A 23,796-nucleotide genomic window follows, 5' to 3' on the forward strand; every position below is an offset into this window, starting at 1 on the left:
CGCGTATGCGGCGGTAGATGAGCAGGTCGTAGAGGGCGCGGCCGGCCTTGAGGCCGGCGCTCGGCCCGTTGCCGCGGCCGTGCTCCTGCTCCTCGACGGCCTGCCCGTACCGCTGGGCGATGCGCGCGCCGCGGTCGAAGGAGCTGGCGCGGCCCATCTTCTCCGCGGTGGCGCGGCCGGTGTTGTAGACCTTCTCCAGTACGTAGGGGATGCCGAGGAGGAAGGTGGGGCGGAACCCCGCGAGGTCGGCGAGGAGGTCGTCGGTCCTGATGCTCGGGGCGTGGCCCAGCTTCACGCGGGCGCGGAGGCAGCCGACGGCGACCATGCGGCCGAAGACGTGCGAGAGCGGCAGGAAGAGGAGCGTCGAGGCCGGGTCCTTGCTGACGGACTTGAAGACGGGGTGGAGGAGTTCGATGGCGTTGTCCACCTCGGCGAAGAAGTTGCCGTGGGTGAGGACGCAGCCCTTGGGGCTCCCCGTGGTGCCCGAGGTGTAGATGAGGGTGGCGATGTGCTCGGGCGCGAGCTGCTCCCGCCGCTCGTCGACGGCCGCGTCGGGGAGGTCCCGGCCCGCGTCGGCGACGAGTCCGACGGCGCCGGTGTCGATCTGCCAGAGGTGTTCGAGGACGGGCAGGTTCCCGCGCTCGGCGCTGAGCATCCGCGCCTGGTCGACGTCTTCGACGAAGGCGGCCCGTACGCCGGCGTCCTGGAGGATGTGGCGCGCCTGGGAGGCGGAGGAGGTCGGGTAGACGGGGACGGTGATGAGTCCGGCGGCCCAGGCGGCGAAGTCGACGAGCGTCCATTCGTAGGTCGTCCGCGACATGATCGCGAGGCGGTCGCCGGGGGCGAGGCCGTGGGCGACGAGGCCCTTGGCGAGGGAGCGGATCTGGCCTGCGAAGTCCTGGGCCGTCACGTCGTACCAACTGCCGTCCTCCGCCTTGCGGCTGAGGACCTCCTCGTGCGGCGCCTCGACCGCGTTGGTGAACGGGATGTCGGCGAGCGAGCCGCTGGTGACGCCCGGCGCGAAGGCCGGTACGTACGCCTCCCTTACGGTGTCCCCGTCGCGGGCGAGCTGGGGTTCGACGAGGGTGGGACGCGGGTTCTGCGTGCTGGTCGCTGCACTCTGCTGGGTGGACATCGCGGCTCCTACAGGTCGGTACACCCGCCGTCGGGCTCCGGACGGGCGGTCTGGCCGGCGCTCCGCCCGCTCGGCGTGCGGCTCGCCGTTTCTGTGGCGCAGATCCGTACGGTGCGTACGGCCCGGTCGTGCTGCGGAGCCCGAACCCCCTTGCGGCCGAAGGGGGTTCGGGCGCTGTGTCAGGCGCGCTCCAGGATCGCCGTCACCCCTTGTCCTCCGGCGGCGCAGATCGAGACGAGTCCGAGAGCACCGGGTTCGGCTCCCTCGCGTTCGGCGAGGAGTTTGGCGAGGGTCGCCGTGATCCGTGCGCCGGTCGCCGCGAACGGGTGGCCGGTGGCGAGGGACGAGCCCGCGACGTTGAGCCGGTCCGGGTCGACGGGCGCGAGGCCCCGCTTCTCCCAGGCGGCGGTGGTGGCGAGCACCTGGGAGGCGAACGCCTCGTGGATCTCGACGAGTGCGAAGTCCTCCATGCCGAGACCGGTCCGCTCCAGCATCCTCGGGACCGCGTGGGCGGGGGCCATGAGGAGCCCGTCTGAGTCGGCGTCGGTGCGCCCGTCGAAGGAGACGGCGCCGGTCTCGTACGCGGTGAGGTAGGCGAGCGGGCGGAGGCCGCGGCGCTCGGCCCACTCCTCGTCGGCGAGGAGGACGGTGGCGGCGCCGTCGGTGAGCGGGGTGGAGTTGCCCGCGGTCATCGTCGGTTCGCCGGCGGGGCCTTCGGGGTCGTCGGTGCCGAAGACGGAGCTGAGCCGGGCGAGTTTCTCGACGGAGCTGCCGGGGCGCAGGTTCTGGTCCCTGGCGAGGCCGTTGAAGGGGACGACGAGGTCGTGGAGGAAGCCGCTGTCGTAGGCGGTGGCGAGCTTCCGGTGGCTGGCGGCGGCGAGTTCGTCCTGTGCCTCGCGGGTGATCCCCCACTCCTTGGCGGTGCGCGCCGCGTGGTCGCCCATGGAGAGGCCGGTGCGCGGTTCGGCGTTGCGCGGGATCTCGGGGACGAGGTGGCGCGGCCTGACCTTGGCGAGGAGCCCGGCGCGCTCCTTGGCGGACTTGGCGCGGCGTACGCCGAGGAGCAGGCGCCGGAGCGCGTCGTTGATGCCGAGCGGGGCGTCGCTCGCGGTGTCGGCGCCGCCGGCGACCGCGGAGTCGGTCTGCCCGAGCGCGATCTTGTTGGCCGCGGCGATGACGGCCTGCATACCGGTGCCGCACGCCTGCTGGATGTCGTACGCGGGGGTGCGCGGGTCGAGCCGGGAGGCGAGGACGGTCTCTCGCGCGAGGTTGAAGTCCCGGCTGTGCTTGAGTACGGCGCCGGCGACGAACTCGCCCACGGCGCCGGGCTCCTGGAGGGCGTACCGCTCGACGAGGCCGTCGAGCGCCGCGGTGAGCAGCTCCTGGTTCGAGCAGGCCGCGTACGGACCGTCGGCCCTCGCGAAGGGGATGCGGCTGCCGCCGAGGACCGCGACGCGGCGCGGCGGCTGCGCTCTCATGAGGCCGTTGGAACTCATCCTCGACCAAACTCCTGACCTGAAAGTAACCTTACTCGGAAGTAAATTTACGCGAGACAGAGGAGTTGGGGAATGGCCGATCGCTACCTTCATTGGACCAACACAGGGCCCGGCCGATTCCTCTCCCGACGCCTGGGCCTCCCCCGTCCCGTCCCGCTGCACCGCTGGTCCGCGGAGCGGCCGACGCTGGAAGGGGGCCCGCTGCTGCACCTGACCCCCGTGCAATCAGCCGTCGGGGAAGAGGAGTTGGCAGCCGCGCTCGACGGTTGCGGTCTGCCCGTCCGCTCCGCGCAGGAGCCGGGCGAGCGGTACGCCGCCGTCGTGGTCGACGCTACGGGTATCCGTACGCCCGCGGAACTCACCGGCGTGCACCGGGCGCTCCACGCCGTCGGGCGGCGTGTCGCCGAGTGCGGCAGATACGTCGTACTCGGCGCCGAGCCCGAGGCGGCCGACCACCACCAGGCCGCGGCGCAGCAAGCGTTGGAAGGGTTCACGCGCTCGCTCGGCAAGGAGACGGGCGGGGGGCGCACCGCGCAACTGGTCCGACTCGCCCCCGGCACCCGTGCGGGGGACGCCGCGAGCACGCTGCGGTTCCTGCTCTCGCCGAAGTCGGCCTACGTCAGCGGGCAGGTGATCCGGATCGGTCCGCCGGCCCGCGACGGTGTCCAGGAGGCCGACGCGGCACGCCCGCTCGCCGGCAGTACGGCGCTGGTGACCGGCTCCGCGCGGGGCATCGGAGAGGCCGTCGCCGAGACGCTGGCGCGCGACGGGGCCGAGGTGCTCTGCCTCGACGTGCCGCAGGCGCAGGAGCGGCTGGAGGCCGTGGCCGCGCGCCTCGGCGGGCGCGCGGTGACGCTCGACATGACGTCGCAGGACGCGGGCAAGCAGCTCGCCGCCGCGCTGCCGCGGGCCGGGCTCGACGTGCTCGTCCACAACGCCGGCATCACGCGCGACCGCCGGCTCGTCAACATGGCGGAGGACCGCTGGAGTCCGGTCCTCGACGTCAACCTCGACAGCGTCCTGCGCACCACGGACCACCTGCTCAAGGAGGGCGCGCTGCGCAGCGGCACCGGGCGGGTCGTCGCCACGGCCTCGATCGCGGGCATCGCGGGGAACGTCGGGCAGACCAACTACGCGGCGAGCAAGGCGGGCGTCATCGGCTTCGTCCGCTCGCTCGCGCCGCGCGCCGCCGAGGAGCACGGGGTGACGGTGAACGCGGTCGCGCCCGGGTTCATCGAGACGAGGATGACGGCGGCCGTGCCGCTCTTCGTCCGGGAGGCCGGGCGGCGGATGAGCTCGCACAAGCAGGGCGGACTCCCCGTCGACGTCGCAGAGACGACCGCCTGGTACGCGCACCCGGCCTCCGGCGGGGTCAACGGCCAGGTGGTCCGGGTCTGCGGCCAGAGCCTGCTGGGGGCGTGATGCGAGCGACCGACGGCGTCGAACGCCTCGATACGGCACCGAAGTTGACGCCGCTCCTGCTCGGCGGCGCGCTGCGGGCGCCGCGGAAGCGCGGACCCTTCGAGGCGGCCCGCCTGCCCGCGCGCCGCCTCGAACTCGGGGGCGCACGGGCGGGTTCCGCGGCTCTGCGCCGGTACGCGGAGGTCTGCGGGTTCCCTGCGGGCGCCGAGGTGCTGCCTCCGACGTACCCGCACCTCCTCGGATTCCCGCTCCAGATGCGGCTCATGTCCGCGGCCGATTTCCCCTTCCCGCTGCCCGGACTGGTGCACACCGGCATCGAGGTGCACCAGCACGCACGTCTCACGGCCGGGGACGCACTCGACGTCGCGGCGTGGGCGGAGGGTCCCGAACCGCACCGCAGGGGAAGCGTCTTCACCATGGCGACCGAGGCGCGCCGCGGCGGCGAGGTGGTCTGGGAGTCGCGCAGCCGGTACCTGTGCAGGCACCGCACAGCGGCGGCGGGAGAGCGGGGCGAGCGGGAACCGGACGAGGAGCTTCCCGTACGCGCCGAATGGCGGCTCGGCGGCGACCTCGGGAGGCGCTACGGCGCCGCCTCGGGCGACCGCAACCCCATCCACCTGAGCGCCCCGACGGCGAAGCTCTTCGGCTTCCCGCGGGCGATCGCGCACGGCATGTGGAGCTTCGCGCGGTGCCTCGCGGGCAGCGAAGTGCAGCAGGCGTGGGCGCGCGGCGAGGCCGGCGAACACCTCGACGCCGGCGCCGAGTTCAAGGCCCCCGTGCTGCTCCCCACGACGGTGCGGTTCGCCGAGAGGGAGGCCGGGACGAACACGGCCGCGCTCACGCTGCGGGGCGCCGAGGACGGTCGGCTGCACCTCAGCGGGTCGGTCTCCAGCGCTCGCCCTTCACCAGCGCCCCCAGGCCCGTCCAACTGAAGTTCATCAGCACGGCGGCGGTCTCCTTCGCCGAAGGCCGGTCCCCCTGGCGGGAGTTGGACCAGCCGGCGAGGGACTCCGCCGCGCCGACGAGGGCGTGTGCCAGGCCGGAGACCTCGCGGTCGGCCAACTCCTCGTCGCACCCCGCGTCCTGGGCCGCCTGACCGAGCAACTCCGTGACGAGGTCGGTGAGTCGGGTACGGAGGGAGGCGACCATGGAGGCGAACGGCTCCCCCTGGGTACGCGCGCGGGAGAGCACGGCCCAGCCGTCCGGGTGCGCCGAGGTGTGCGCGAAGAAGGCGCGCAGGCCGTTCCAGAGCTGCTGGTCGGCGGAACCCGAGACGCCGGCGCCCAACCGTACGGCCTCGTGGAGGGAGTCGCCCTCGCGTCTGATGCAGGAGGAGAAGAGCTCCTCCTTCGACTTCAGGTAGAGGTAGACGAGCGGCTTGGAGACGCCGGCGGCCTCGGCGATGTCGTCCATCGAGGCGGCCTGGTACCCGTGGCGTGCGAAGCCCGCGACGGCCGCGTCGAGCATCTGCTGCTCGCGCACCGCCCTCGGCATGCGCTTCTGGCCGCCGCGCCGCTCGGCCCTGCCGTTCCCCGTGGTCACTTCGCCTCCGCTCCTGCTGTCCCGGAAAGCGTACGCGCCACGGGGGCGGCATGGTGCGGCCCGGCGAGCGGCGCATCAACTCGCCTGCCGCGTACGGGCGTTCGCCGGTGTGCGGACCGCCCTGCGGGGGCAGGCGGCGGGACAGACGCCACGCTACGAGGGAGGTCCCGTGCTCGGCCCGCAGAACAGCCACTGGGTACGTACCCGCACCGAGGAGGGGAGGGCCGCCTTCCTGGCGGAGCAGAAGGCGGAGGAGGAGCGTGCCCTCCACCCCGGCGCGGGTGCCGTGGTGGCCCTCGCGCTCGGGGTGGGGGTGCTCGTCGTCGGGGTGGTGTGGGTGCTGCTGTGAGCGCCGGTGCGGGCGGCGCGCGCCACCCGCACCGTGCGCCCTACGACGCCGAACCGCCCGAAGGGACGGGCTCCTTGGGCCGCGCCTCGGTCTCCGGCGGCTCGGCCGCGTCGAGGTCGTCGAGGCTGAAGCTGGTGGCGTCGCGGAAGGCCGCCACGTCGAGGATCTTCTCCCGCGACGAGACGAGCACGGGGACCACCGCCTGTCCTGCGACGTTGGTGGCCGTGCGCATCATGTCGAGGATTGGGTCGATCGCGAGCAGCAGGCCGACGCCCTCCAGCGGGAGGCCGAGCGTGGAGAGGGTGAGTGTGAGCATCACGGTCGCGCCGGTGAGGCCGGCCGTCGCGGCGGAGCCGATCACCGAGACGACGACGATGAGCAGGTACTCCTTGATGCCCATGTCGATGCCGTAGAACTGCGCGATGAAGATGGCGGCGATCGCCGGGTAGATCGAGGCGCAGCCGTCCATCTTCGTCGTCGAGCCGAACGGCACGGCGAACGAGGCGTACTCGCGCGGCACGCCGAGGCGTTCGGTCACCTTCTGGGTGACCGGCATCGTGCCGACCGAGGAGCGGGAGACGAAGCCGAGCTGGATTGCCGGCCAGGCGCCGCGGAAGAACTGGATCGGGTTGACCTTGCCGACCGTCGCCAGGAGCAGCGGGTAGACGCCGAAGAGGATCAGCGCGCAGCCGATGTAGACGTCGGCCGTGAAGGTGGCGTAGTCCCCGATGAGGTCCCAGCCGTAGTCCTTCACGGCGGTGCCGATGAGGCCGACGGTGCCGAACGGTGCGAGCCGGATCACCCACCACAGCGCCTTCTGCAGCAGCTCCAGCGCGGACTGGCCGAAGGAGAGCAGCGGTGCGGCGCGCTCGCCGAGCTTCAGCGCGGCGATACCGACCACCGCGGCCATGAAGACGATCTGGAGGACCTGGAGTTCGGTGAAGGGCGTGATGACGTCCGTCGGCACGATGCCGGTGAGGAAGTCGAGCCAGGACCCCGCGTCCTCGGGCTTCGCCGCGTCGGCGGCGGAGGCGCCCGAGCCGGAGCCGGGGTTGGTGACGAGCCCGATCACGAGGCCGATGGCGACGGCGATGAGCGAGGTCGCCATGAACCACAGCAGCGTGCGGGTGGCGAGGCGCGCCGCGTTGTGGACGTTGCGCAGGTTGGTGATGGAGATGGCGATGGCGAAGAAGACCAGCGGTGCCACGGCCAGCTTCAGAAGCTGGACGAAGATTTCACCGATCTTGTCGAGCGTGGTGCCGAGCCAGGAGACGTCAAAACTCCGGGCGGCCCAGCCCAGGACGACGCCGAGGACGAGGCCGAGCAGGATCTGCGCCCAGAACGGGACTCTGGGTATCCGTGAGCGCGTGGGTGCGGAGGTATCGGCAGAGGACACGGAAGGCTCCGGGGAAGCTTCGAAGGGTGGGATGGGCTTCCGGGCGCGTCCGTTGGCGGCGCGGCCCGAGCGATCGTCCGGAGACCTGCCCGGCGGGCGGGGAGCGGGAGGGCGTGCAAGGTGTCGACGCCATGACCGGAGGCTAGCCCCGGTGTGCCGCTCCGCGACAGACGGGCGCGGGGCCGGTTGCGGCCCGGGCCTCGCGGCGAGAAGACCTCAGCGACAGTAGGCGGAGAGGCAGCGACACAGATCGACGTGCAGCCGCGCGACGAGCAGGGGGCTCGTCGGCTCGGAGGTGCTCGCTGCCGTCGTCATGACGGACACGCTAGCACCGACGCGTGCGCCGCGCGCCGGGCGAGCTGGGCGGTTCGGCCCAACACCGCTGCCACGTCGAGGAGTTGGGCCGGGACGGTGCGGCCGGAGTGGCCGGCCTCACAGCGGCGGCGGGAACCCGCCGGCGTCAGGCGACGCCGTCCTCCTGGCTCTGGTTGGCGGCGAGCTTGCCCTTCGCCTTGGTGACGCCGTCGTGGACCTGCGCCGACATGGCGTCCCGCTGCCTGCGCAGCAGCACGAAGCTGAGCGGCGCCGAGACGACGAGGGCGAGCAGCACCACCCAGAGCGGGTTGGCGTCGCCTATGGCGGAGGGGAAGACCCCGAACTGCACCAGCAGGCTGATGACGAGGAAGCAGCCGACGAAGATCCCCAGCCGCATCAGGGTGTAGCGGAGGGTCGCGTGCGAAGTGGTGCTGCTCACGGTCTGTCTCTCCCTGCTTCGCGGAGTACTGCAGTTGACTCGGCGGAGCCCGAACCCCCGGTGAGCCCTCGCCACATGGTGACGTCGTCCCGGAAGTCCCCGTCCGCCACCTTGATCGCGCCGGGCACCCGGCCCACCTCCTCGTAGCCGCAGGAGGCGTAGAACCGCTCCAGCCCCGAACCGCTGCGCAGGGTGAGGCGTATCCCCTCGATGCCGTCCATCCCCCGGGCCGCCTCCTCGGCTGCTGCGAGCAGCCGCCGACCGGTCCCGCGGCCCTGTGCGGACGGGTGCACCATCACGGTGTAGAGCCATACCCAGTGTCGCATCAGGCGGTGTGTGTTGAAGGTGAAGAATGCCGTTCCGCGGACGTGACCCTCGTCATCGAGGCCGACGAGGAGCCGGGTGCGGCTCTCGGCCATCGCCCGCAGGTGGCTCAGGAGTTCGGGCCGCACGTCCTCGGGGGTGACCGGTGGCACGAAGCCGACCGAACCGCCCGCGTTGACGACGTCGGCCCACAGGCGCAGCACCTCGTCCCGCAGCTGCTCCGTGACGGGCGGGTCGAGGACGAACGCGCCCGCGGCAGGGGCTTCGGTCAGCGACACGGCACGCTCACACGCGCATCGGCTGCGGGCTCTCGCGGCGGTCCGGGTCGAGCCCCGGGTGCTCGCGCAGGACACCGAAGCCGGCGTCGCGCTCCACCGGGCGGAAACCGGCGTCGCGGACCAGTTCGACCAGCTCCTCGCGGGTCAGCTCCTCCGGGCCCGCCGCCTCCTCGACGGGCTCGCCCGCCACCTCGTCGGCACCGTGGTTGAGGGCGAGTTGCGCGGTGAAGAGGCCGTGCGACTCCCAGCCGACCCGGAGGTGCGGCACGTTGTCGACGAGGAGCCGCGCGACGGCGAAGACCTTCAGCGCCGCGGCGCCGGTCGCCGGGTGGTTGTCGGGCCCCTCATAGCGGAGGGGAGCGAGGAGCGTGAACCCGCCGGTGGAGTCCTGGAGCCGGCGGAGGCCGAGCAGCCGGTCGACGAGCTGTTCGCTGCTCTCGCCGTGCCCGTAGGCGAGGGTCGCCTCGGTGCCGAGGCCGGCCGCGTGTGCGGCGCCGTGCACCTCGGCGAGGTCGGGCGCGTCCGGAGCGTCGAAGAGCGGCAGGCCCTCGCCTGCGAGCGAGGTGACACCCGCCGACCGCAGCGCGGCGAGGAACTCGGCGGGCCGCGCGAGACCGCGCAGTTGCGAGGCGCTGCACGCCGCCAGCGACGTGCCCGCCGCCAGCTCAGCGGCGACCGCGCGGAGCCGCTCGGGCACTGCGGCCCAACCGGCCTCTCCGGCCACCGACTCGACGCCGGTGACGACGACCTCCGTCGCGCCGGCCGACGCGATCTCCCGCGCCGCAGCCGCCGGTTCGGGCCCCGTGAGGTCGAGGCGGCGGGTGACGGCGAGGTACCCGACGTCGCCCACCGCGGCGAGGCGGGCCGCGTGCGCGAGGCCGCCGAGCCAGGCGAGGTCGTCGGAGGAGAGGAGCGCGACGCCGTCCTCGCGCGAGAGCCTCGCCCCCGAACGCGCCTTCTCCTCCAGCTCGCCGCGGAGCTCCGCGTCCATGCCTCGCACCCTCCTCGATCCGTGCACGTACCCCGGCGAGCCTACGCCACGGCACCGGCGCGGCCGCGGGGCGGTGGCTTCCGCCGTCAGTCGTCGGGGAGTTCGCCGACGCGGTTCTCCCACTTGGTGGAGAGGACGATCGTCGTCCGTGTGCGTGAGACGCCCTTCGTCCCCGAGAGGCGGCGGACCGTGCGCTCGACGCCGTCGACGTCCCTGGCGCGGATCTTCAACATGTAGGAGTCGTCGCCCGCGATGAACCAGCAATCCTCGATCTCCTGAAGGGATCGGAGCCGTCCCGCCACCTCCTCGTGGTCGGTGGCGTCGGAGAGCTGGACGCCGACGAGCGCGGTGACGCCGAGCCCGAGCGAGGGCGCGTCGACCGTCGCGCGGTAGCCCGTGATCACGCCCGCGGTCTCCAGCCGGTTGATGCGGTCCGTCACGCTGGGGCCCGAGAGGCCGACGAGCCGGCCGAGCTCGGCGTAGGAGGCCCTGCCGTTCTCCCGCAGCGCCTGGATGAGTTGCCTGTCCACCGCGTCCATGGCTGCCGTCGCCTCCCGTTGGTCGATGTCGGGTCACCGGCGTTCCCCGGTGAAGAATCTAAGCCATCGCCCGTGCGCGCCTGCCCGCGGCCGGTCCGGCAGGTGTTCAGGCAGCCCCCTCCCGGCGGTGCGCCGGGAGGACGAGGCGGAAGGTGCTGCCGCCTCCCGGCACCGTGTCGAGTTCGACGCGGCCGCCGTGGCTCTCCGCGACGACGGAGGCGATGGCCAGGCCGAGGCCGCTGCCGCCCTGGTCGCGGTAGCGGGACACGTCGGTTCGGTAGAAGCGCTCGAAGACACGTGAGGCGTCCTCCTCGGCCAACCCCGGCCCCTCGTCGGCGACTTCGACCACGCAGATGTGCTCCCCACTCCGCAGCGGCGGGGACCCGGCGGTCCGTCCCGTGCGCTCGCAGCCTCCGGCCGAAGGGCCGGCCAGGGCCGTCCCGACCCGCACGGTGACGGGCGTGCCGGCCGTCGCGTGGGTGAGCGCGTTGGTGAGCAGGTTGCCGACGACCTGGCGCAGGCGGTGCGGGTCCCCCAGCGCCTCGACCTTCTCGAAAGCCTCGCCCTCGGCCTGCCCGGCTCCCGGTCCCCGCAGCGGCTCCAGGTGGACGGCGCGGTCCGGGCAGCTCACGGCAGCCGCTGCCACCGCGTCGGCTGCCGCGGAGAGCAGGTCCACCGGGTCGTGGCCGTAGGAAGGCTCACGGCCGAGCTTGGCGAGCAGTACCAGATCGTCGATGAGTACGTTCATGCGTTCCGCGTTCTGCGCTATGAGACGCTGCGCCTCCTGCTGCTCCTCGGCCGTCAACTCCTCCGAGCGCGAGGTGAGTTCGGCGAAGCCCTGGATGGAGGTGAGCGGGGTGCGCAGCTCGTGCCCCGCGTCGGCGACGAAGCGGCGCAGCCGCTCCTTGGACTCCGCGCTCTGGCGCAGCGCTTCCCGGAGGCGCTCCAGCATGGTGTTGAGGACGCTTCCCAGGTAGCCGATCTCCGTACGCGGGTCGGTGTCGGAGAGGCTCAGCCAGAGGTCTCCCGCGGCGATCCGCTGGGCCGTGCGCTCCGTGCGCGTCAACGGGCGCAGGGCGACGCGCACGACGCCGTGCCCGAGCACCACCAGGCCCCCGACGGTGACGGCCAGGAGCCCGAGGTCGAGCCAGAGCAGCTCGGAGGTGGCGCCCTCGACGGTCGCGAGCGGCAGGCCGACCACGGCCTGCACGCCGCCGGGGCCCGCCACTCGCAGCACCCGCCAGTTGCCGCCGCCGGAGTCGGCGGGGACGGTCGCGAGGCCGCCCTCCGAGGTGTCGAGCTCCTCGGCGCGCAGCGGCAACTCCGGGCCCGCGCCGCCCTCTTGGCCGAGCGCTTCGTCCCGGAGTCCTCCCGACGCGTCGTAGAAGCGGACCTGGAAGTCCGTCGGCAGCATGTCGGCGTCCCTGACGTGCTCGGGGAAGCCGTCCGGGCTGACGGCGTCGCGGTAGGCGCGCTGCGGGAGGTGGAAGTCGCGGAGCTGCTGGTCGACCCTGTCCCTCAGCCAGGAGTCGAGGACCGTGTACCCGACCGCCTGGGAAGCGAGGACGGCGACGGTGGCGAGCAGCGTGGCACCGAGGACGAGGCGCAGCCGGAGGGACTTCGGGCGAGGGAGGTGCATCAGCTCCCCGTTCCGGGGTTCCCCGGCTGCTCGCGCGGCAGTCGCAGGCAGTACCCGACGCCGCGCACCGTGTGGATCAGCGGAGGGTCGAAGCGGTCGATCTTGCGCCGCAGGTACTTCACGTACGTGTCGACGATCCTGGAGTCGCCGGCGAAGTCGTGGTGCCAGACCTCCTGGAGGATCTCCGTCTTGCCGAGTACCTGGTTGGCGCGGCCCAACAGGCAGGCGAGCAGCCGGAACTCGGTCGGTGAGAGCCGGATGTACTCGCCCGCGCGGTGCACTTCGTGGGCCGCCGTGTCCAGCTCCAGGTCGGCGAAGCGCCGCACGGGGTCCGGCCTCCCCTGCTCCGTACCGCCCGTGCGCCGCAGGACGGCCCTGACCCGCAGCAGTACCTCCTCCACGTGGAAGGGCTTGGTGACGTAGTCGTCGCCGCCCGAGCTGAGGCCCGCGATCCGGTCGCCGACCTCCGTGAGCGCGGTGAGGAAGACGACGGGTGTATAGACGCCCGTCGCCCTCAACTGCCGCGTCACGGCGAAGCCGTCGAGGTCGGGGAGCATCACGTCGAGGATGATCAGGTCCGGGCCGAGGCGCTCGATCTCCCGCAGCGCCGATCCGCCCGTCTCGGCGGAGCACACCTCGTAGCCGCCCACGCGCAGCGCCGAGGTGAGCAGAGCCCTGATGCTCTGGTCGTCCTCGACGACGAGAACCGTGTGCCGGGCGGGCGGGAGGTGGTCTGGCTCGGACATGGGGCTCCGATCTGTGGCGGTGTTCGGTCGCCGGCAGGGCATACGCGCGCCCGCGGGCCGCCGACGGCGGCCCGCGGGAGAGGAGTTGCTCAGCCTGCTGCCTCTTCGTCCTGGGAGAGAGCCTCGGCGCGCTGGGTGAGCGTCCGGCGGAGCTTCTTCACCTCGGCGTCCAACTTGTCGCCCGCGCCTGCCTTCTTCGCCTGGTCGCTGAGGTCCTCCAGCGCTTCGCGGGCCTCGCCCGACTCGTAGAACCGCCGGTACAGCTCGCGGTAGGCCGACTTGTAGTCGGAGTCGAAGGCATCCGAAGCGAGGAACTTCTCCTTGAGGACGTGGCCGCCCCTCTTGCCGGGGCCGCCGCCGCTTCCTCCTCCGGGAGCTGTGCTGGGCATACCTTCGGGCAGCCCCTCGGGCGGTCCGTCGGGCATGCCCGCGGGGGCTTCGCCGTCCTTTCCGCCGGGCTGCGTGCCGCCCGTGCCGGTGTCGTCGTCGGGGCCGGTCTCCGCGTCGCCGCTGAAGGTGAGGTTGAAGTCCCAGCCGAGGACGCTGAACTTCTTGGTGTCCAGGTCGTACCAGAGGAGGTAGTTGTTGCCCGGACCCGCCATGTCGTCGAAGTTGAGCAGGAGGTTCTGCGTCGCGACGTACTTGGCGAACGAGTCGACATCGACGTGGTCGCCCAGCTCCTCCTCGAACTCCTTGTCCGACGCCCGGTCCGCCCACTTGATCAGCTTCATCACGGGTTCGAGGTCCTGGCTTCCCTTCTTGTTGAGCTGGTTGAAGGACTCCTCGTAGTCGGTCGGGTCGTCGCCCTTGTACTCGAAGCTGCCTCCCGCGCGCGCTTTGTAGAGCACGCCGTTGCCGTCGACGGCCGTATCGGCGTAGTCCTTGCTCGGGTTCTCCACCATCAACCTGGTGACCTCGGGGCGGTCGTTGACCTCGACGGAGGCGAAACCGGCGCGCTCCGCCGTCTGCCCGGAGTCCCGCATGAGGGAGAGGGAGAGCGCCTCGTTCATGGGGACCTGCTCGTCCGCGCCGGGACGCAGGGAGATCTGCCGGTGGCCCTGGTAGGCGCGGCCCTCCAGGTACTGGTCGACCTGGATCAGCCAGGGCAGCTCCTCGGGCTTGTCCGCCGACAGGTCGTAGGCGACCATGCCGCCGCCCTTTCCGCCGGGCTGCCGGCCGCCGCCCTGCCGGCCACCGGTCTGCTGGTTGCCCTGCTGCTGCCCGCCGCCCTTCCGGTCGCCGCCCTGGCCGCCGTCCTTGCCGTCGTTGCGGAGGGACATCAGTGTGGAGTTCCCCTTGAGGCGGATGCCGACGCTTTCGAGGAAGGTGCCGTCGATGGTCAGATCGGCCTCGATGAAGTCCTTGCTGCCCTCGTCCTTGAACTCCTTCATCATCTTGTCGAAGTCGGTCCGGCTGTACTGAAGTTGGATCGAGTGCGGGACGGAGTCGTCGTAGAGGCCGACGGAGCCCTCGATGTTCTCGGTGATCCGGTCGGCTTCCTGGACGGAGGCGCTGGTGACGTACGGCGAGATGCGCGCGTCCCCGAAGAAGGCGACGAGCAGCAGGAGTCCGGCGCACAGCGCAGCGGCGGGCTTCCAGTGGTGCCGCAGCCGTACGGGTATCCGGTGCTTCAGGCGCCTCGGCCCTGGTGCCGGGGTTGGAGTACTCATCACAGGTCGGTCTGGTCGTATCCGGTCAGTACCGTCACCCGCTGGCCCGAGGTGCGCTCCTGCAGAGCCGAGACGAGGTCGCTGGGCTCCGCACCCTTCTTCATGCGCACCGTGTAGAAGACTTCGGTGAGTGCGCCGCCCCGGATGGTCTCGGTACTGACGAGTTCGTACTCGGTGGTGTACTTGATCAGCACATCGCTGATGGCCGGGGTATGGTCACCGCCCGCCGGGATCTGGACCTTGACCACCTGGCGCTGCACGTTGAGCTGGAACCAGTTGAACTTGTGCATGACGATGATGATCAGGCAGATCGCGACAGCCGCCACGGCGGCGAGTACGTAGAAGCGGGCACCGCAGGCCATGCCTATGCCCATCGTCAGGAAGACGAACCCGACGTCCCTGGTCTCCTTGATGGCGTTCCGGAAACGCACGACGGACAGGGCTCCGACGAGCGAGAACGCGCGCGCGAGGTTGGAGCCCACGACGAGCATGATCAAGGCGACGATCATGCCGACGATGACGAGCGTCTGCACGTACGACTGGCTGTACGAGACGTTGCGGTGCGTGCCCCGGTAGACGTAGCCGATCATGGTGCTGAGGACGAAGGACAGCCCCATGGCCGCCACGACGTCCAGGACACTGAAGGTGCCGCTGAGTTCCTGCAGGTCGAAGTTCACTGTGCTCGTGCCTCCGTGGGCGGTGTGACGGGCTGCTTGTCCAGCCGTGTTCTCTCGGTCGCGGGCACGGGGAAGTCGGCTTCCCTGACGTGGAAGACGGAGCGCGGCGCGAGCCCGTGCGCCTCGATGCTCTGCACGTACTTGGAGACCCGGACGAGGTCGAGGTTCCGCTTGGCCGCCAGGTCGGTGATCCAGTACGGGGTGCGCTCGTCGACCTTGACCTCCATCACCGCCAGGTGCGGCGGGATGGTGAAGCGGTTCTCCGCATGCGGGGTGCCGAGGTGGAAGTCGCGGTCCCTGCCGCGTACGCGCCGGTCGAGGGTGACGCGCAGGCCGGTGTCGATGTCGCGGCCGACCAGGGCCTCGCGCTGGTAGCCGGTGATCGCGGTGGGACGCAGATCGAGGCGGACGATCAGCTCCAGGACCTCCTGGACGAAGGCCGCCTCCTCCGGCGAGTGCTCGATCAGCTCCCGTCCGTCGCAGAGCCTCCGGGCCGCCTCGTACGGCAGGGTCATCCGCCGCTTCTGGGTGACCCGGTTGACGCGCTGCTTGATCTCGACGCAGACCGGCGCGCTGTCGTCGACGCCCGCCAGGTCGCCGTAGTGCCGGATGCGCAGCTTCCGGCGGAACTTCAGACCTTCGATCTTCTCCCAGTAGAACCGCAGTCGGGGTGTGTCGTAGTACAGGCTCCACACCCCGTACCCGCCGGGCGGGCTGTTGCGGTCGACGTCCATGCGCTCGGCGAGTTCGTCGCGGATCTCGGAGGCGCGCTCGACCGGCACGAGGTACTTCAGCTCGAACCTGTTGAACGCGTGCAGGCGGCTGGCGACTTCCGGAGCGGGCTCCTCGGCCTCCCCGCCGGACCGAGCGCCCTCCGGCACGTCGGCCGGCTCGCCGGACTCGGACCGCCGCAGCCCGCCGGGGGTGCGTCGCCACCACATACGTCTCCTCTCACCGCGTTCGGCCAGGTACGGAGACCAAGAAACCCGGCAGCGATGAGAAGCCGATGAGAGAAAGGGGAGAATCGCGCGAGTATTCAGCGCGTACGTGAAACGCTCACGCCATGTACGCGCGGCGAACCGCCGGCGGCGGCGGCGCCGAGCCCGAAGGGGCGCTCCAAGCCGGCCGGGTGCGGTCGGACTCGGGGGTGCGCCTCACCGTCCGGGCGTGACGCCGCCGCGCCACCTGCGGTAGAGGGTGTGCTCGACACCGGCGGCGTCGAGCACCCGCCCCGCCACGAAGTCGACGAGCCCCTGCACCGTCCGCGCCCCCGAGTAGAACGCGGGAGAGGCGGGCACCACGACGGCGCCGGCCTCGTCGAGCTCCACCAGGTGCTGCAACGTCCCCCGGTGCAGCGGCGCTTCGCGCACTGCGACCACCAGCGGGCGGCGCTCCTTCAGCGTCACCGAGGCGACGCGCTGGAGCAGGTCCTTGGAGAGCCCGAGCGCGACGCCCGCGACGCACGCCGTCGAAGCCGGCACGATCAGCATCCCCTTCGCCGGGTACGAGCCGGACGAGGGCCCGGCGGCGAGGTCGCCAGGCGTCCAGTGGCGGACGCGGGCCGCGCCGAGCGCCTCCGCGTCGAACGTGCCGTCGGTGCCGTCCGCGCCCTGCGCGAGCCAGCGGCCGAGGTCCTCGGCGGCGTGCGCGTCGCGGAACGGGTGGCCCGTCTCGTCGAGGACAGTGAGCCGGGAGGCCCTGCTCACCACCAGGTCGACGTCCTCGCCCGCCTCCAGCAACCCCCGTACGACGGCTGCCGCGTACGGGGTGCCCGAGGCTCCCGAGACCCCGACGATCCACGGCTTCCTCGCGTGCCCGGTGCGCGCGTGCTCGTCGTTCACATCCGCCGAGCCTACTCGTCCGCCGGCGGGCGGCAGCCGCCGCGGTCGGGCGGAAGCAGGAGTACCGACTGGCGCCTGCGGCCGTCGATGCGGTTGGCTCTGGGTATGGACGTCTCAAGCCTCTTCCGCTCGCGCGCTCGGGTGGCCGGTGCCGCGGTGTGCGCGGCGGCGCTCGCCGCAGCGGTCACCTCCTGTTCCGCGACCGAGAAGCTGACGACAGGGCTCCAGGTGAAGCGTTCCGTGGAGAAGCTCGGCGACAAGCCGGCGGCGACGGTGCTCGTCCAGGCCGACGCCTCGCAGCAGGAGGCGCACGACTTCCTGCGGGCGGCGAGGGGCGGCTCCGCCGGCGGCTCCCTCCAGGAGCAGGCCCGGCTCCTCTCGACGGGCGAACTCACCTTCGCCGTCGGCTCGGAGGAGGAGAAGACGGCGCTCGCGGACCTCAGCAAGTCGGAGCGCCTCAACGTCGCCGCCGCGCTCAACTTCGGCGGCAAGGACACCGTCGCGGCGAAGTCCGTCGCCGAGCAGCTCTACGTCCGCGTCAACCTGCGCTCCGTCGCCCACCACTTCGAGTCCGCGCAGCTCGACGCCGGCCGGGCCGACCGCCTCGTCGCGCTCGCCGACCGGCTCCCGGCGACGCTCGGCTCCGCCAAGGACGCGCTGCGCGGCAAGTGGGTCCGCGTCGACCCGGACGCCTTCGACGCGTTCGTCGCCGCGGCGCAGCAGATGCGCGAGGCGGCGCAGGCGCCGGCACCCTCCGAGGGCGCACGCGCGGGCCAGGAGCGGGAGAAGAGCCCCGCGCCCGGGCCGCGCCAGGAGTTCGCCCGCGCGACGGCGCTCGGTTCGGCGCTCGCCGGGCAGTCGGAACGCGAGTTCCTCGACGGGCTCCAGAAGACCCTCGCCGAACACGCGACGTTCGCGAAGGCGGGCGAGCACGACGGCGCCGAGCACGTCACGGCGTCGATGCCGGGCAGGGAGACGGCGCGCGACCTCTCCCGCGCCCTCACCGCACTCGGCATCCGCCTCGACCCGTCCACGGTCCCGGACGAGCGGATCACCGCAGAACTGGAGATCCGCCGCGGGCAGCTCACCGGCATGACGCTCGACGCCGGGCAGTTCCTCCCGCCGCAACGGGACGCCGAGCCTCCCTCGCTCCCGCTGGAGTTCGACTTCGGCGGCGGTGACGCCATCCCGACCCTCGCGCCCGACGGCGCCCGCACCCTCCAGCCGCAGGACCTCCTCGCCGCCGTCGTCTACGGCGCCTTGGGTACGGGCAGGCTGTAGCGGCATCCTTGGGGAGCGGAGTCGCCCTCCCGCCTGGAACGGGTAGGGATCGCGCTCCGTTGTACGTGCGAGGGGGACCCGCAGGTGCCCCTGCGACTGCCCGTGAAAGCCGACCGCACGCGGAGGCCGCCACCGCGGCACCGCCGACCGAACGAGCACCCGCCGCAGGGGGAGGGCCCATGCCGAACGGCTCCGCGTCCCGCACCAGGACGGCCTTCCAACTGGTCCTGGGGTGGCTGGCGCTGCTCTGGGTCCTGGAGATCGTCGACCAGGCCACGGGCAACGCGCTCGACACCTTCGGCATCGAGCCGCGGAAGACGGACGAGCTGGTCGACATCGTTCCGGCCGCCTTCATGCACTTCGGCTTCGACCATCTCGTCGCCAACACGCTGCCGCTGGCGGTACTCGGCTTCCTCGCCGCGGTGCGGGGTCCGGGGCGGTTCGTCGCGGTCGCGCTGATCACGATCGTGATCAGCGGCTTCGGGGTGTGGCTCATCGCGCCGCCGGGGAGCAACACGGCGGGCGCCTCCGGGTTGATCTTCGGCCTCTTCGGCTTCCTGCTCGTCCGCGGCTTCGTGGACCGCCGGATCACCGACGTCGCGATCGGCGCCGTCGTCGCCGTCTTCTACGGGTCGATCCTCTGGGGAGTGCTGCCGACCGAGTCGGGCGTCTCCTGGCAGGGTCACCTCTTCGGGCTCGTCGGCGGCGTCGTCGCGGCCTTCGTCACGGCGCCCGCGCGCCCGGAGGGGGTCAAGCCCGCCTGGCACTGAGGCTCAGACGTGCAGCCCGCGGACGGCGAGGTCGAGCAGGGTGCAGACGAAGAGCGCCACCCCGATGAAGCCGTTGACGGTGAAGAACGCGCGGTTGAGCTTCGAGAGGTCGTGGGGCCGCAGCAGCGCGTGCTCGTAGACGAAGGCGCCGACGGTGACGAGGAGCCCGAACCAGTACCAGAGCCCGGCCCCCGTCATCGCGCCGAAGACCGCGAGCAGCGCGACGGTGACGACGTGCGCCCCGCGTGCGCCGTAGAGCGCGGCGGCGATCCCGAACCGCGCGGGCACCGAGCGGACGCCGCCCGCGCGGTCGGCCGCCACGTCCTGGCAGCCGAAGATGAGGTCGAAGCCGCCGATCCACACGCCGACGGCGAGCCCGAGCACCACCGCCTCCCACGACCAGGCCCCCGTCACCGCGAGCCAGGCGCCGATCGGCGCGATCGCCTGCGCGAGCCCGAGGATCGCATGGGGGAAGTCGGTGAACCGCTTGCCGTACGGGTAGACGACCATCGGCACGACGGCGAGCGGCGCCAGCGCGAGGCAGAGCGGGTTGAGCAGGGCGCAGACGCCGAGGAAGAGGACGAGCGCGATGAGCGCGCCCGTCCACGCGGTGCGCACCGAGACGGCGCCCGTGACGAGTTCGCGCGAGGCGGTGCGCGGGTTCCGCGCGTCGATCTCGCGGTCGATGATGCGGTTGGCGGCCATCGCGAACGTCCGCAGACCGACCATCGCCACGGTGACGAGGAGCAACTCCCGCCAGTGCACGGTGCCGTCGGCGAGGAACATCGCGGTGAGCGACGCGATGTAGGCGAAGGGCAGAGCGAAGACGGAGTGCTCGATGAGCACCAGCCGCAGGAACGCTTTGATCTTTCCCGGCTCGGGGCGCGCAGAGCCCTCCCCCAGTACGCCTTCCGCAGCGCTCACCGCAGGGTCACTCCACTCACAGTCCGTACTCCTTCCACCGCCTGGTGACCTTCTCGGCCGTCCGCGGGTCCGACTCGATCATCCGCGGCCAACCGCCGTCCCGCGTGTACCCCTCACCGGGGAGCTTCCGAGTGGCGTCGACGCCGGCCTTGCCGCCCCAGAACTGCTGGTAAGAGGCGTGGTCGAGGTGGTCGACCGGGCCCTCGACCACGGTGAGGTCCCGCGCGTAGTCGACGTTGCCGAGCGCGCGCCAGGCGACCTCCTGGAGGTCGTGGACGTCGCAGTCCGCGTCCACGACGACGATCAGCTTCTCCAGCGAGAGCATGTGCGCGCCCCAGATCGCGTGCATCACCTTCTGCGCGTGCTTGGGATACTTCTTGTCGATCGCGACGATGATGCAGTTGTGGAAGCCGCCGGCCTCCGGCAGGTGGTAGTCGACGACGTCCGGGACGATGATCTGGAAAAGCGGCAGGAAGAACCGCTCCGTCGCACGGCCGAGCGGGCCGTCCTCCGTCGGCGGGCGGCCGACGACGACCGACTGGAGCAGGGGGCGGCGGCGCGTCGTGACGCAGTCGATCGTCAGCGCGGGGAACGGCTCCTGCGGCGTGTAGAAGCCGGTGTGGTCGCCGAAGGGACCCTCGGGGAGCAACTCGCCCGGCTCCAGCCACCCTTCGAGCACCACCTCGGCCCCGGCCGGCACCTGGAGCGGGACCGTCTTGCAGTCGACCATCTCGACGCGCTTGCCCTGGACGAAACCGGCGAAGAGGTACTCGTCGATGCCGCCGGGCAGCGGGGCCGTGGCGGCGTAGGTGACGGCGGGCGGGCAGCCGAAGGCGATCGCGATCGGGAGCTTCTCGCCGCGGCGGGCCGCGACTTGGTAGTGGTTGCGGCTGTCCTTGTGGATCTGCCAGTGCATGCCGACGGTGCGCTTGTCGTGGCGCTGGAGGCGGTAGAGGCCGAGGTTGCGGACGCCGCTCTCGGGGTCCTTGGTGTGCGTCAGGCCGAGGTTGAAGAAGGAGCCGCCGTCCTCGGGCCAGGTGAAGAGCGCGGGCAGCGCCTCCAGGTCGACGTCGTCGCCGCGGGCCACGACCTCCTGGACCGGCGCCTCCTTGACCTTCCTCGGCGGCACGTGCGTCATCGAGCCGAGCTTGCCGAACGCCTCGCGGACGCCGAAGAAGCCCTGCGGGAGCTCGGGCTTGAGGAGTCCGCCGATCTGCTCGGTGATCTGCTCGAAGGAGTCGAGGCCGAGCGCCTTCAGCAGCCGGCGGTCGGTGCCGTAGACGTTCATCGCCAGCGGCATCGACGAGCCCTTGACGTTCTCGAAGAGGAGCGCGGGGCCACCGGCCTTGTTGACGCGGTCGGTGATCTCACCCACTTCCAGGTACGGGTCGACTTCCGCCTTGATCCTCGTGAGGTCACGGTCGCGCTCCAGCGCCCGCAGCAGCGAGCGGAGGTCGTCGTATGCCATGCCCCCAGTATCCGGCATCGCCTCTCTCCCCCTCGCCGCGGGGCCGCCCCGGGCCAGTACCCTTGCGTGGTACGGGGGCCGGACACCCGAAGACGCGCGCCCCCAGCGCCCCGCACCTGCGCACACCGAGGGAGCATCCATGCTCAGGTACCTGCCCTTCCTGCTGATCATCGCGGTGTGGATCTACTCGTTCATCGACGTCCTCAACACACCGGAGAAGGAAGTACGCAAGCTCCCCAAGCTCGCCTGGGTCTTCATCGTCCTCCTCTTCGGCCAGGTGCTCGTCGGCCCGATCGCCTGGTTCGTCGCGGGCCGCCCGCGGAAGAACGCACCTTACGGCGCCGTACGGCCGCAGGAGCGGCGGTGGGTGGCGCCCGACGACAACCCGGACTTCCTCAACTCCCTGAAGGACAAGCCCTCTTCACGCGACGAGGACCCCGCGCCCGAGCCCCCCGAGGGCGAGGCCGGGCCCGAGGAGCGGAAGCCGGGGCAGGACGGCGCCGACCCCGGCAAGGGCGAGGAGCGCCCCCGGGACGGCGGCCCGGCGGCCGGCGGTGTCGAGGACCACCTCCGGGAGTGGGAAGAGGACTTCAAGCGCGGCGGCGACGACAACCCCGGCCGCTGAGCCCGCCCCTCACTCTCCCCGCGGGCAGTTGCCGGCGAAGGACTCGCCGTAGGTGCGGTACAGCTCGGCCGGTTCCGCCTGCTTGCCGCTGTGCTTGCCGTCGCCGCGCCGCGCCACCTTCGGCGCCGGGTACTCCAGGATGTGGACCGCCTTGCAGACGGGCCACAGGCCGCGGCTCGTCTGCTGGTTGAACCCGTAGGTGCCGCCCGCGCCCTCGACGCAGGGGCTGCACCCGTCGCCCGAGCCGCGGCGGTCCGGGTTGAGGTTGAGCAGCTTGTTGTGGACGTTGTTGCGGATGCGGGCCGCGCTCGCCGTCTTCTCCTGCTCCTCGCCGACGTCCTCGAAGGCGAGCCCCGACGCCTCGGCGACGGTGTGGACGGCGTCGTAGTACATCACCGCATAGCCGTCCTCCAGCGGCTTCGGGCCCATCTCCTCCTTCTCGGCGAGGGCCGCGAAGTGCTTGTGGAACTGGCGGAACCCGCTCGGCTTCGACTCCTCTCGCTGCCACTCCGGGTCGACGGCCGCGGCGTTGACGATCGTGATGCCGGCCTTGCGCATCTGGTCCGTCAGCTCCCCGCCCGTGAGCTCGGGCGGCAGCCCTATGCCGACCTTCAGGATGCGCAGCGGCTTCTTGTAGCCGCATCCGCTGGAGGTGGCGAGGCGCTTCACGAGCGCGGGGAGGTCCTCGTCGCGGCCCGCGTAGAAGACGGTGTCGGTGCGCGAGGTGCAGATGCGGACGACGGGGATCTGGAAGAGCTGCGGCGTCCCCGCCTCCTCGCCGCGGGTGCCGATGAACGACGAACTGTTCCGCTTCAGGTCGTACTTGTCGCCGAAGGCGCGCATTACCTGGTCGTGCAGGTCGACGGAGTAGGTGTCCTCCGTGCGGTCGGCGTAGACGAGGTACTTGGTGCCGTCGCCCGGATTGTCCTCGAGCCACTGCTTCAGCGCGCCGACGAAGTGCGTGTTCGACGGCGAGTTCTTGAAGAAGTACCGGCCCGCGTTCATGTTCGACGAGGTGATGACGGGGCCCATCGACGGAATGCCGCGGGCGCCGAGCGCCTTCATGAACTTCTTGGAGTCCGAGGTCGAACTGCCGAGACCCGCCGTGGCGATCAGCGGCGGGCCGTCGTTCCGCGTGAGCTCTTCGAGGACCTCCACGACGGGACGCCAGCCCTGCATCTGCTTCCCGATGTCGGCGAGGAGGAGCTGGTACTTCGGACCGCCCCCTGGACCCGCGTTGGCGGCGCGCTGTGCGGCGGCGGCGCCGGCGAGGCCGTGCTTGATGAGGTTGAGCGGCATCGCGCTCGTGGTGTCGGAGGAGAACGGCATCGTCACCGCGATCCGTCGGTACGACTCCTCCTCCTCGGCCACCTTGTTGTTCTCCCCGGCGACGGAGCGCACCAGGCCGCGCAGGTCGTCGTCGTACGCGAACTCCCCGGCCGAGACGCCCATGCAGCTCCCCTCGACCTGCTGGAGCCCCTGCCCGCACTCGGAGTCCCGCGTGGCGAAGACCACGGCGACGAGGGCGCCCGCGAGGACGGCGAGACCCAGCACGGCAGCGACTATCTTCTCCCCCGGACCGAGGGGACGGCGACGCGTTAGATTCGGCACGGCTGTCTTCAGTCCAATCCTTCGACGGGGTACGGCCGTCTGCCCTCCCAGGCGGCGGTCGGCCACGAACGGGCGGCGGCGTTGAGCACGTAATGGCCGGAGGTGTGGCGCAGCGAGAGGAAGTCCAACTCGGTGCCGAGGCCCGTGCACACCTCGCGGAGCGGTGCGCGCAGCGGGTCGCCGAGGTACCAGAGGCCGTGGAGCAGCCGGTTGATGGAACGCTGCACGTCTCCGGCGGCCGCGTACCTGTGGTCCAGCTCACCGCGCGCGGTCTCGGTGCGCTCGTCCCGCCACTCGGCGAGCGGCGGGGGCGGGGCC

General features: G+C 71.8%; 23 protein-coding genes and 1 pseudogene. 6 read left to right on the plus strand and 18 right to left on the minus strand.

The window, feature by feature from the left end; all coding sequences use genetic code 11:
* A partial coding sequence (locus UWG_RS30655) for an AMP-binding protein (RefSeq protein WP_016909154.1) occupies positions 1-1,135 on the minus strand: 1,135 nt, incomplete at its 3' end.
* 179 nt (positions 1,136-1,314) lie between these two features.
* Positions 1,315-2,631, minus strand: a complete 1,317-nt coding sequence (locus UWG_RS0120900; protein ID WP_016909155.1) for an acetyl-CoA C-acetyltransferase — start codon at positions 2,629-2,631, stop codon at positions 1,315-1,317.
* Between the two features lie 72 nt (positions 2,632-2,703).
* Here UWG_RS0120900 and UWG_RS0120905 point away from each other — a divergent pair, with 72 nt between their 5' ends.
* Entirely contained in the window at positions 2,704-4,053 is a 1,350-nt protein-coding gene (locus UWG_RS0120905) for a 3-oxoacyl-ACP reductase (RefSeq protein WP_016909156.1), read from the plus strand.
* Positions 4,053-4,985, plus strand: a complete 933-nt coding sequence (locus UWG_RS0120910; RefSeq protein ID WP_050988627.1) for a MaoC/PaaZ C-terminal domain-containing protein — start codon at positions 4,053-4,055, stop codon at positions 4,983-4,985. Before UWG_RS0120905 ends, UWG_RS0120910 begins: the two co-directional genes overlap by 1 nt.
* On the opposite strand, the gene UWG_RS0120915 is transcribed toward UWG_RS0120910, so the two are convergent.
* Positions 4,927-5,595 (minus strand): TetR/AcrR family transcriptional regulator, encoded by a 669-nt coding sequence (locus UWG_RS0120915; RefSeq protein WP_016909158.1) that lies wholly within the window; start codon positions 5,593-5,595, stop codon positions 4,927-4,929. The genes UWG_RS0120910 and UWG_RS0120915 overlap by 59 nt on opposite strands.
* Positions 5,596-5,764: 169 nt before the next feature.
* On the opposite strand from UWG_RS0120915, the gene UWG_RS0120920 reads away from it, so the two are divergent.
* On the plus strand, positions 5,765-5,944 hold the full coding sequence (locus UWG_RS0120920) for a hypothetical protein (RefSeq protein WP_016909159.1): 180 nt from the start codon (positions 5,765-5,767) through the stop codon (positions 5,942-5,944).
* 40 nt (positions 5,945-5,984) lie between these two features.
* On the opposite strand, the gene UWG_RS0120925 is transcribed toward UWG_RS0120920, so the two are convergent.
* The 11 genes from UWG_RS0120925 to UWG_RS0120980 form a co-directional block, all read right to left on the minus strand.
* A complete protein-coding gene (locus tag UWG_RS0120925; RefSeq protein ID WP_016909160.1) occupies positions 5,985-7,340 on the minus strand; it encodes a dicarboxylate/amino acid:cation symporter in 1,356 nt (451 codons plus the stop codon).
* 460 nt (positions 7,341-7,800) lie between these two features.
* A complete protein-coding gene (locus tag UWG_RS0120930; protein ID WP_016909161.1) occupies positions 7,801-8,094 on the minus strand; it encodes a DUF4229 domain-containing protein in 294 nt (97 codons plus the stop codon).
* Positions 8,091-8,696 (minus strand): GNAT family N-acetyltransferase, encoded by a 606-nt coding sequence (locus UWG_RS0120935; RefSeq protein ID WP_016909162.1) that lies wholly within the window; start codon positions 8,694-8,696, stop codon positions 8,091-8,093. The genes UWG_RS0120930 and UWG_RS0120935 overlap by 4 nt, the downstream gene beginning before the upstream one ends.
* Positions 8,697-8,703: 7 nt before the next feature.
* Positions 8,704-9,687 carry a hypothetical protein gene (locus tag UWG_RS0120940; RefSeq protein WP_016909163.1) on the minus strand — a complete coding sequence of 328 codons (984 nt, stop codon included), beginning with the start codon at positions 9,685-9,687 and terminating at the stop codon, positions 8,704-8,706.
* An 86-nt stretch (positions 9,688-9,773) separates the two neighbouring features.
* Positions 9,774-10,226, minus strand: a complete 453-nt coding sequence (locus UWG_RS0120945) for an Lrp/AsnC family transcriptional regulator (protein ID WP_016909164.1) — start codon at positions 10,224-10,226, stop codon at positions 9,774-9,776.
* A 106-nt stretch (positions 10,227-10,332) separates the two neighbouring features.
* Entirely contained in the window at positions 10,333-11,865 is a 1,533-nt protein-coding gene (locus UWG_RS0120950) for a HAMP domain-containing sensor histidine kinase (RefSeq protein ID WP_016909165.1), read from the minus strand.
* Positions 11,865-12,611 (minus strand): response regulator transcription factor, encoded by a 747-nt coding sequence (locus UWG_RS0120955; RefSeq protein WP_016909166.1) that lies wholly within the window; start codon positions 12,609-12,611, stop codon positions 11,865-11,867. Before UWG_RS0120955 ends, UWG_RS0120950 begins: the two co-directional genes overlap by 1 nt.
* Before the next feature lie 89 nt (positions 12,612-12,700).
* Entirely contained in the window at positions 12,701-14,281 is a 1,581-nt protein-coding gene (locus UWG_RS0120960; RefSeq protein ID WP_016909167.1) for a CotH kinase family protein, read from the minus strand.
* Positions 14,281-14,958 carry a DUF4956 domain-containing protein gene (locus tag UWG_RS0120965; RefSeq protein ID WP_016909168.1) on the minus strand — a complete coding sequence of 226 codons (678 nt, stop codon included), beginning with the start codon at positions 14,956-14,958 and terminating at the stop codon, positions 14,281-14,283. Before UWG_RS0120965 ends, UWG_RS0120960 begins: the two co-directional genes overlap by 1 nt.
* A complete protein-coding gene (locus UWG_RS0120970) occupies positions 14,955-15,899 on the minus strand; it encodes a polyphosphate polymerase domain-containing protein (RefSeq protein ID WP_016909169.1) in 945 nt (314 codons plus the stop codon). The genes UWG_RS0120965 and UWG_RS0120970 overlap by 4 nt, the downstream gene beginning before the upstream one ends.
* Positions 15,900-16,112: 213 nt before the next feature.
* The gene (locus UWG_RS0120980) at positions 16,113-16,799 is read right to left on the minus strand and encodes a UbiX family flavin prenyltransferase (protein WP_016909170.1); all 687 of its coding nucleotides are present in this window, start codon (positions 16,797-16,799) and stop codon (positions 16,113-16,115) included.
* 105 nt (positions 16,800-16,904) lie between these two features.
* Between UWG_RS0120980 and UWG_RS0120985 the strand changes: the two genes are divergently transcribed.
* Both UWG_RS0120985 and UWG_RS0120990 read left to right on the plus strand, forming a co-directional pair.
* Positions 16,905-18,080 carry a hypothetical protein gene (locus UWG_RS0120985; protein ID WP_029391639.1) on the plus strand — a complete coding sequence of 392 codons (1,176 nt, stop codon included), beginning with the start codon at positions 16,905-16,907 and terminating at the stop codon, positions 18,078-18,080.
* Positions 18,081-18,259: 179 nt separating this feature from the next.
* Entirely contained in the window at positions 18,260-18,850 is a 591-nt protein-coding gene (locus tag UWG_RS0120990) for a rhomboid family intramembrane serine protease (RefSeq protein WP_016909172.1), read from the plus strand.
* 3 nt (positions 18,851-18,853) lie between these two features.
* Here UWG_RS0120990 and mqnP read toward each other — a convergent pair whose 3' ends face one another.
* A complete protein-coding gene (gene mqnP, locus UWG_RS0120995) occupies positions 18,854-19,774 on the minus strand; it encodes a menaquinone biosynthesis prenyltransferase MqnP (RefSeq protein ID WP_016909173.1) in 921 nt (306 codons plus the stop codon).
* A 16-nt stretch (positions 19,775-19,790) separates the two neighbouring features.
* The gene (locus UWG_RS0121000) at positions 19,791-21,242 is read right to left on the minus strand and encodes a menaquinone biosynthesis decarboxylase (RefSeq protein WP_016909174.1); all 1,452 of its coding nucleotides are present in this window, start codon (positions 21,240-21,242) and stop codon (positions 19,791-19,793) included.
* A 139-nt stretch (positions 21,243-21,381) separates the two neighbouring features.
* On the opposite strand from UWG_RS0121000, the gene UWG_RS0121005 reads away from it, so the two are divergent.
* Entirely contained in the window at positions 21,382-21,867 is a 486-nt protein-coding gene (locus UWG_RS0121005; RefSeq protein WP_016909175.1) for a PLD nuclease N-terminal domain-containing protein, read from the plus strand.
* 9 nt (positions 21,868-21,876) lie between these two features.
* Here UWG_RS0121005 and UWG_RS0121010 read toward each other — a convergent pair whose 3' ends face one another.
* Together UWG_RS0121010 and UWG_RS0121015 are read right to left on the minus strand one after the other, a co-directional pair.
* Positions 21,877-23,421, minus strand: coding sequence for an ABC transporter substrate-binding protein (locus UWG_RS0121010; RefSeq protein ID WP_016909176.1), 1,545 nt, complete (start codon positions 23,419-23,421; stop codon positions 21,877-21,879).
* A gap of 65 nt (positions 23,422-23,486) precedes the next feature.
* Positions 23,487-23,796: pseudogene (locus tag UWG_RS0121015) on the minus strand (ATP-binding protein); the annotation flags it as partial.

This window comes from Streptomyces xiaopingdaonensis (genome assembly GCF_000262345.1).
GTDB lineage: Bacteria > Actinomycetota > Actinomycetes > Streptomycetales > Streptomycetaceae > Streptomyces > Streptomyces xiaopingdaonensis.

Bases quoted from the DNA above. Each gene is read 5' to 3' on its own strand.
- UWG_RS0120900 (WP_016909155.1), bottom strand. From the start codon at position 2,631: ATGAGTTCCAACGGCCTCATGAGAGCGCAGCCGCCGCGCCGCGTCGCG.
- UWG_RS0120905 (WP_016909156.1), top strand. From the start codon at position 2,704: ATGGCCGATCGCTACCTTCATTGGACCAACACAGGGCCCGGCCGATTC.
- UWG_RS0120910 (WP_050988627.1), top strand. From the start codon at position 4,053: ATGCGAGCGACCGACGGCGTCGAACGCCTCGATACGGCACCGAAGTTG.
- UWG_RS0120940 (WP_016909163.1), bottom strand. From the start codon at position 9,687: ATGGACGCGGAGCTCCGCGGCGAGCTGGAGGAGAAGGCGCGTTCGGGG.
- UWG_RS0120945 (WP_016909164.1), bottom strand. From the start codon at position 10,226: ATGGACGCGGTGGACAGGCAACTCATCCAGGCGCTGCGGGAGAACGGC.
- UWG_RS0120950 (WP_016909165.1), bottom strand. From the start codon at position 11,865: ATGCACCTCCCTCGCCCGAAGTCCCTCCGGCTGCGCCTCGTCCTCGGT.
- UWG_RS0120955 (WP_016909166.1), bottom strand. From the start codon at position 12,611: ATGTCCGAGCCAGACCACCTCCCGCCCGCCCGGCACACGGTTCTCGTC.
- UWG_RS0120960 (WP_016909167.1), bottom strand. From the start codon at position 14,281: ATGAGTACTCCAACCCCGGCACCAGGGCCGAGGCGCCTGAAGCACCGG.
- UWG_RS0120970 (WP_016909169.1), bottom strand. From the start codon at position 15,899: ATGTGGTGGCGACGCACCCCCGGCGGGCTGCGGCGGTCCGAGTCCGGC.
- UWG_RS0120985 (WP_029391639.1), top strand. From the start codon at position 16,905: ATGGACGTCTCAAGCCTCTTCCGCTCGCGCGCTCGGGTGGCCGGTGCC.
- UWG_RS0120990 (WP_016909172.1), top strand. From the start codon at position 18,260: ATGCCGAACGGCTCCGCGTCCCGCACCAGGACGGCCTTCCAACTGGTC.
- UWG_RS0121000 (WP_016909174.1), bottom strand. From the start codon at position 21,242: ATGGCATACGACGACCTCCGCTCGCTGCTGCGGGCGCTGGAGCGCGAC.
- UWG_RS0121005 (WP_016909175.1), top strand. From the start codon at position 21,382: ATGCTCAGGTACCTGCCCTTCCTGCTGATCATCGCGGTGTGGATCTAC.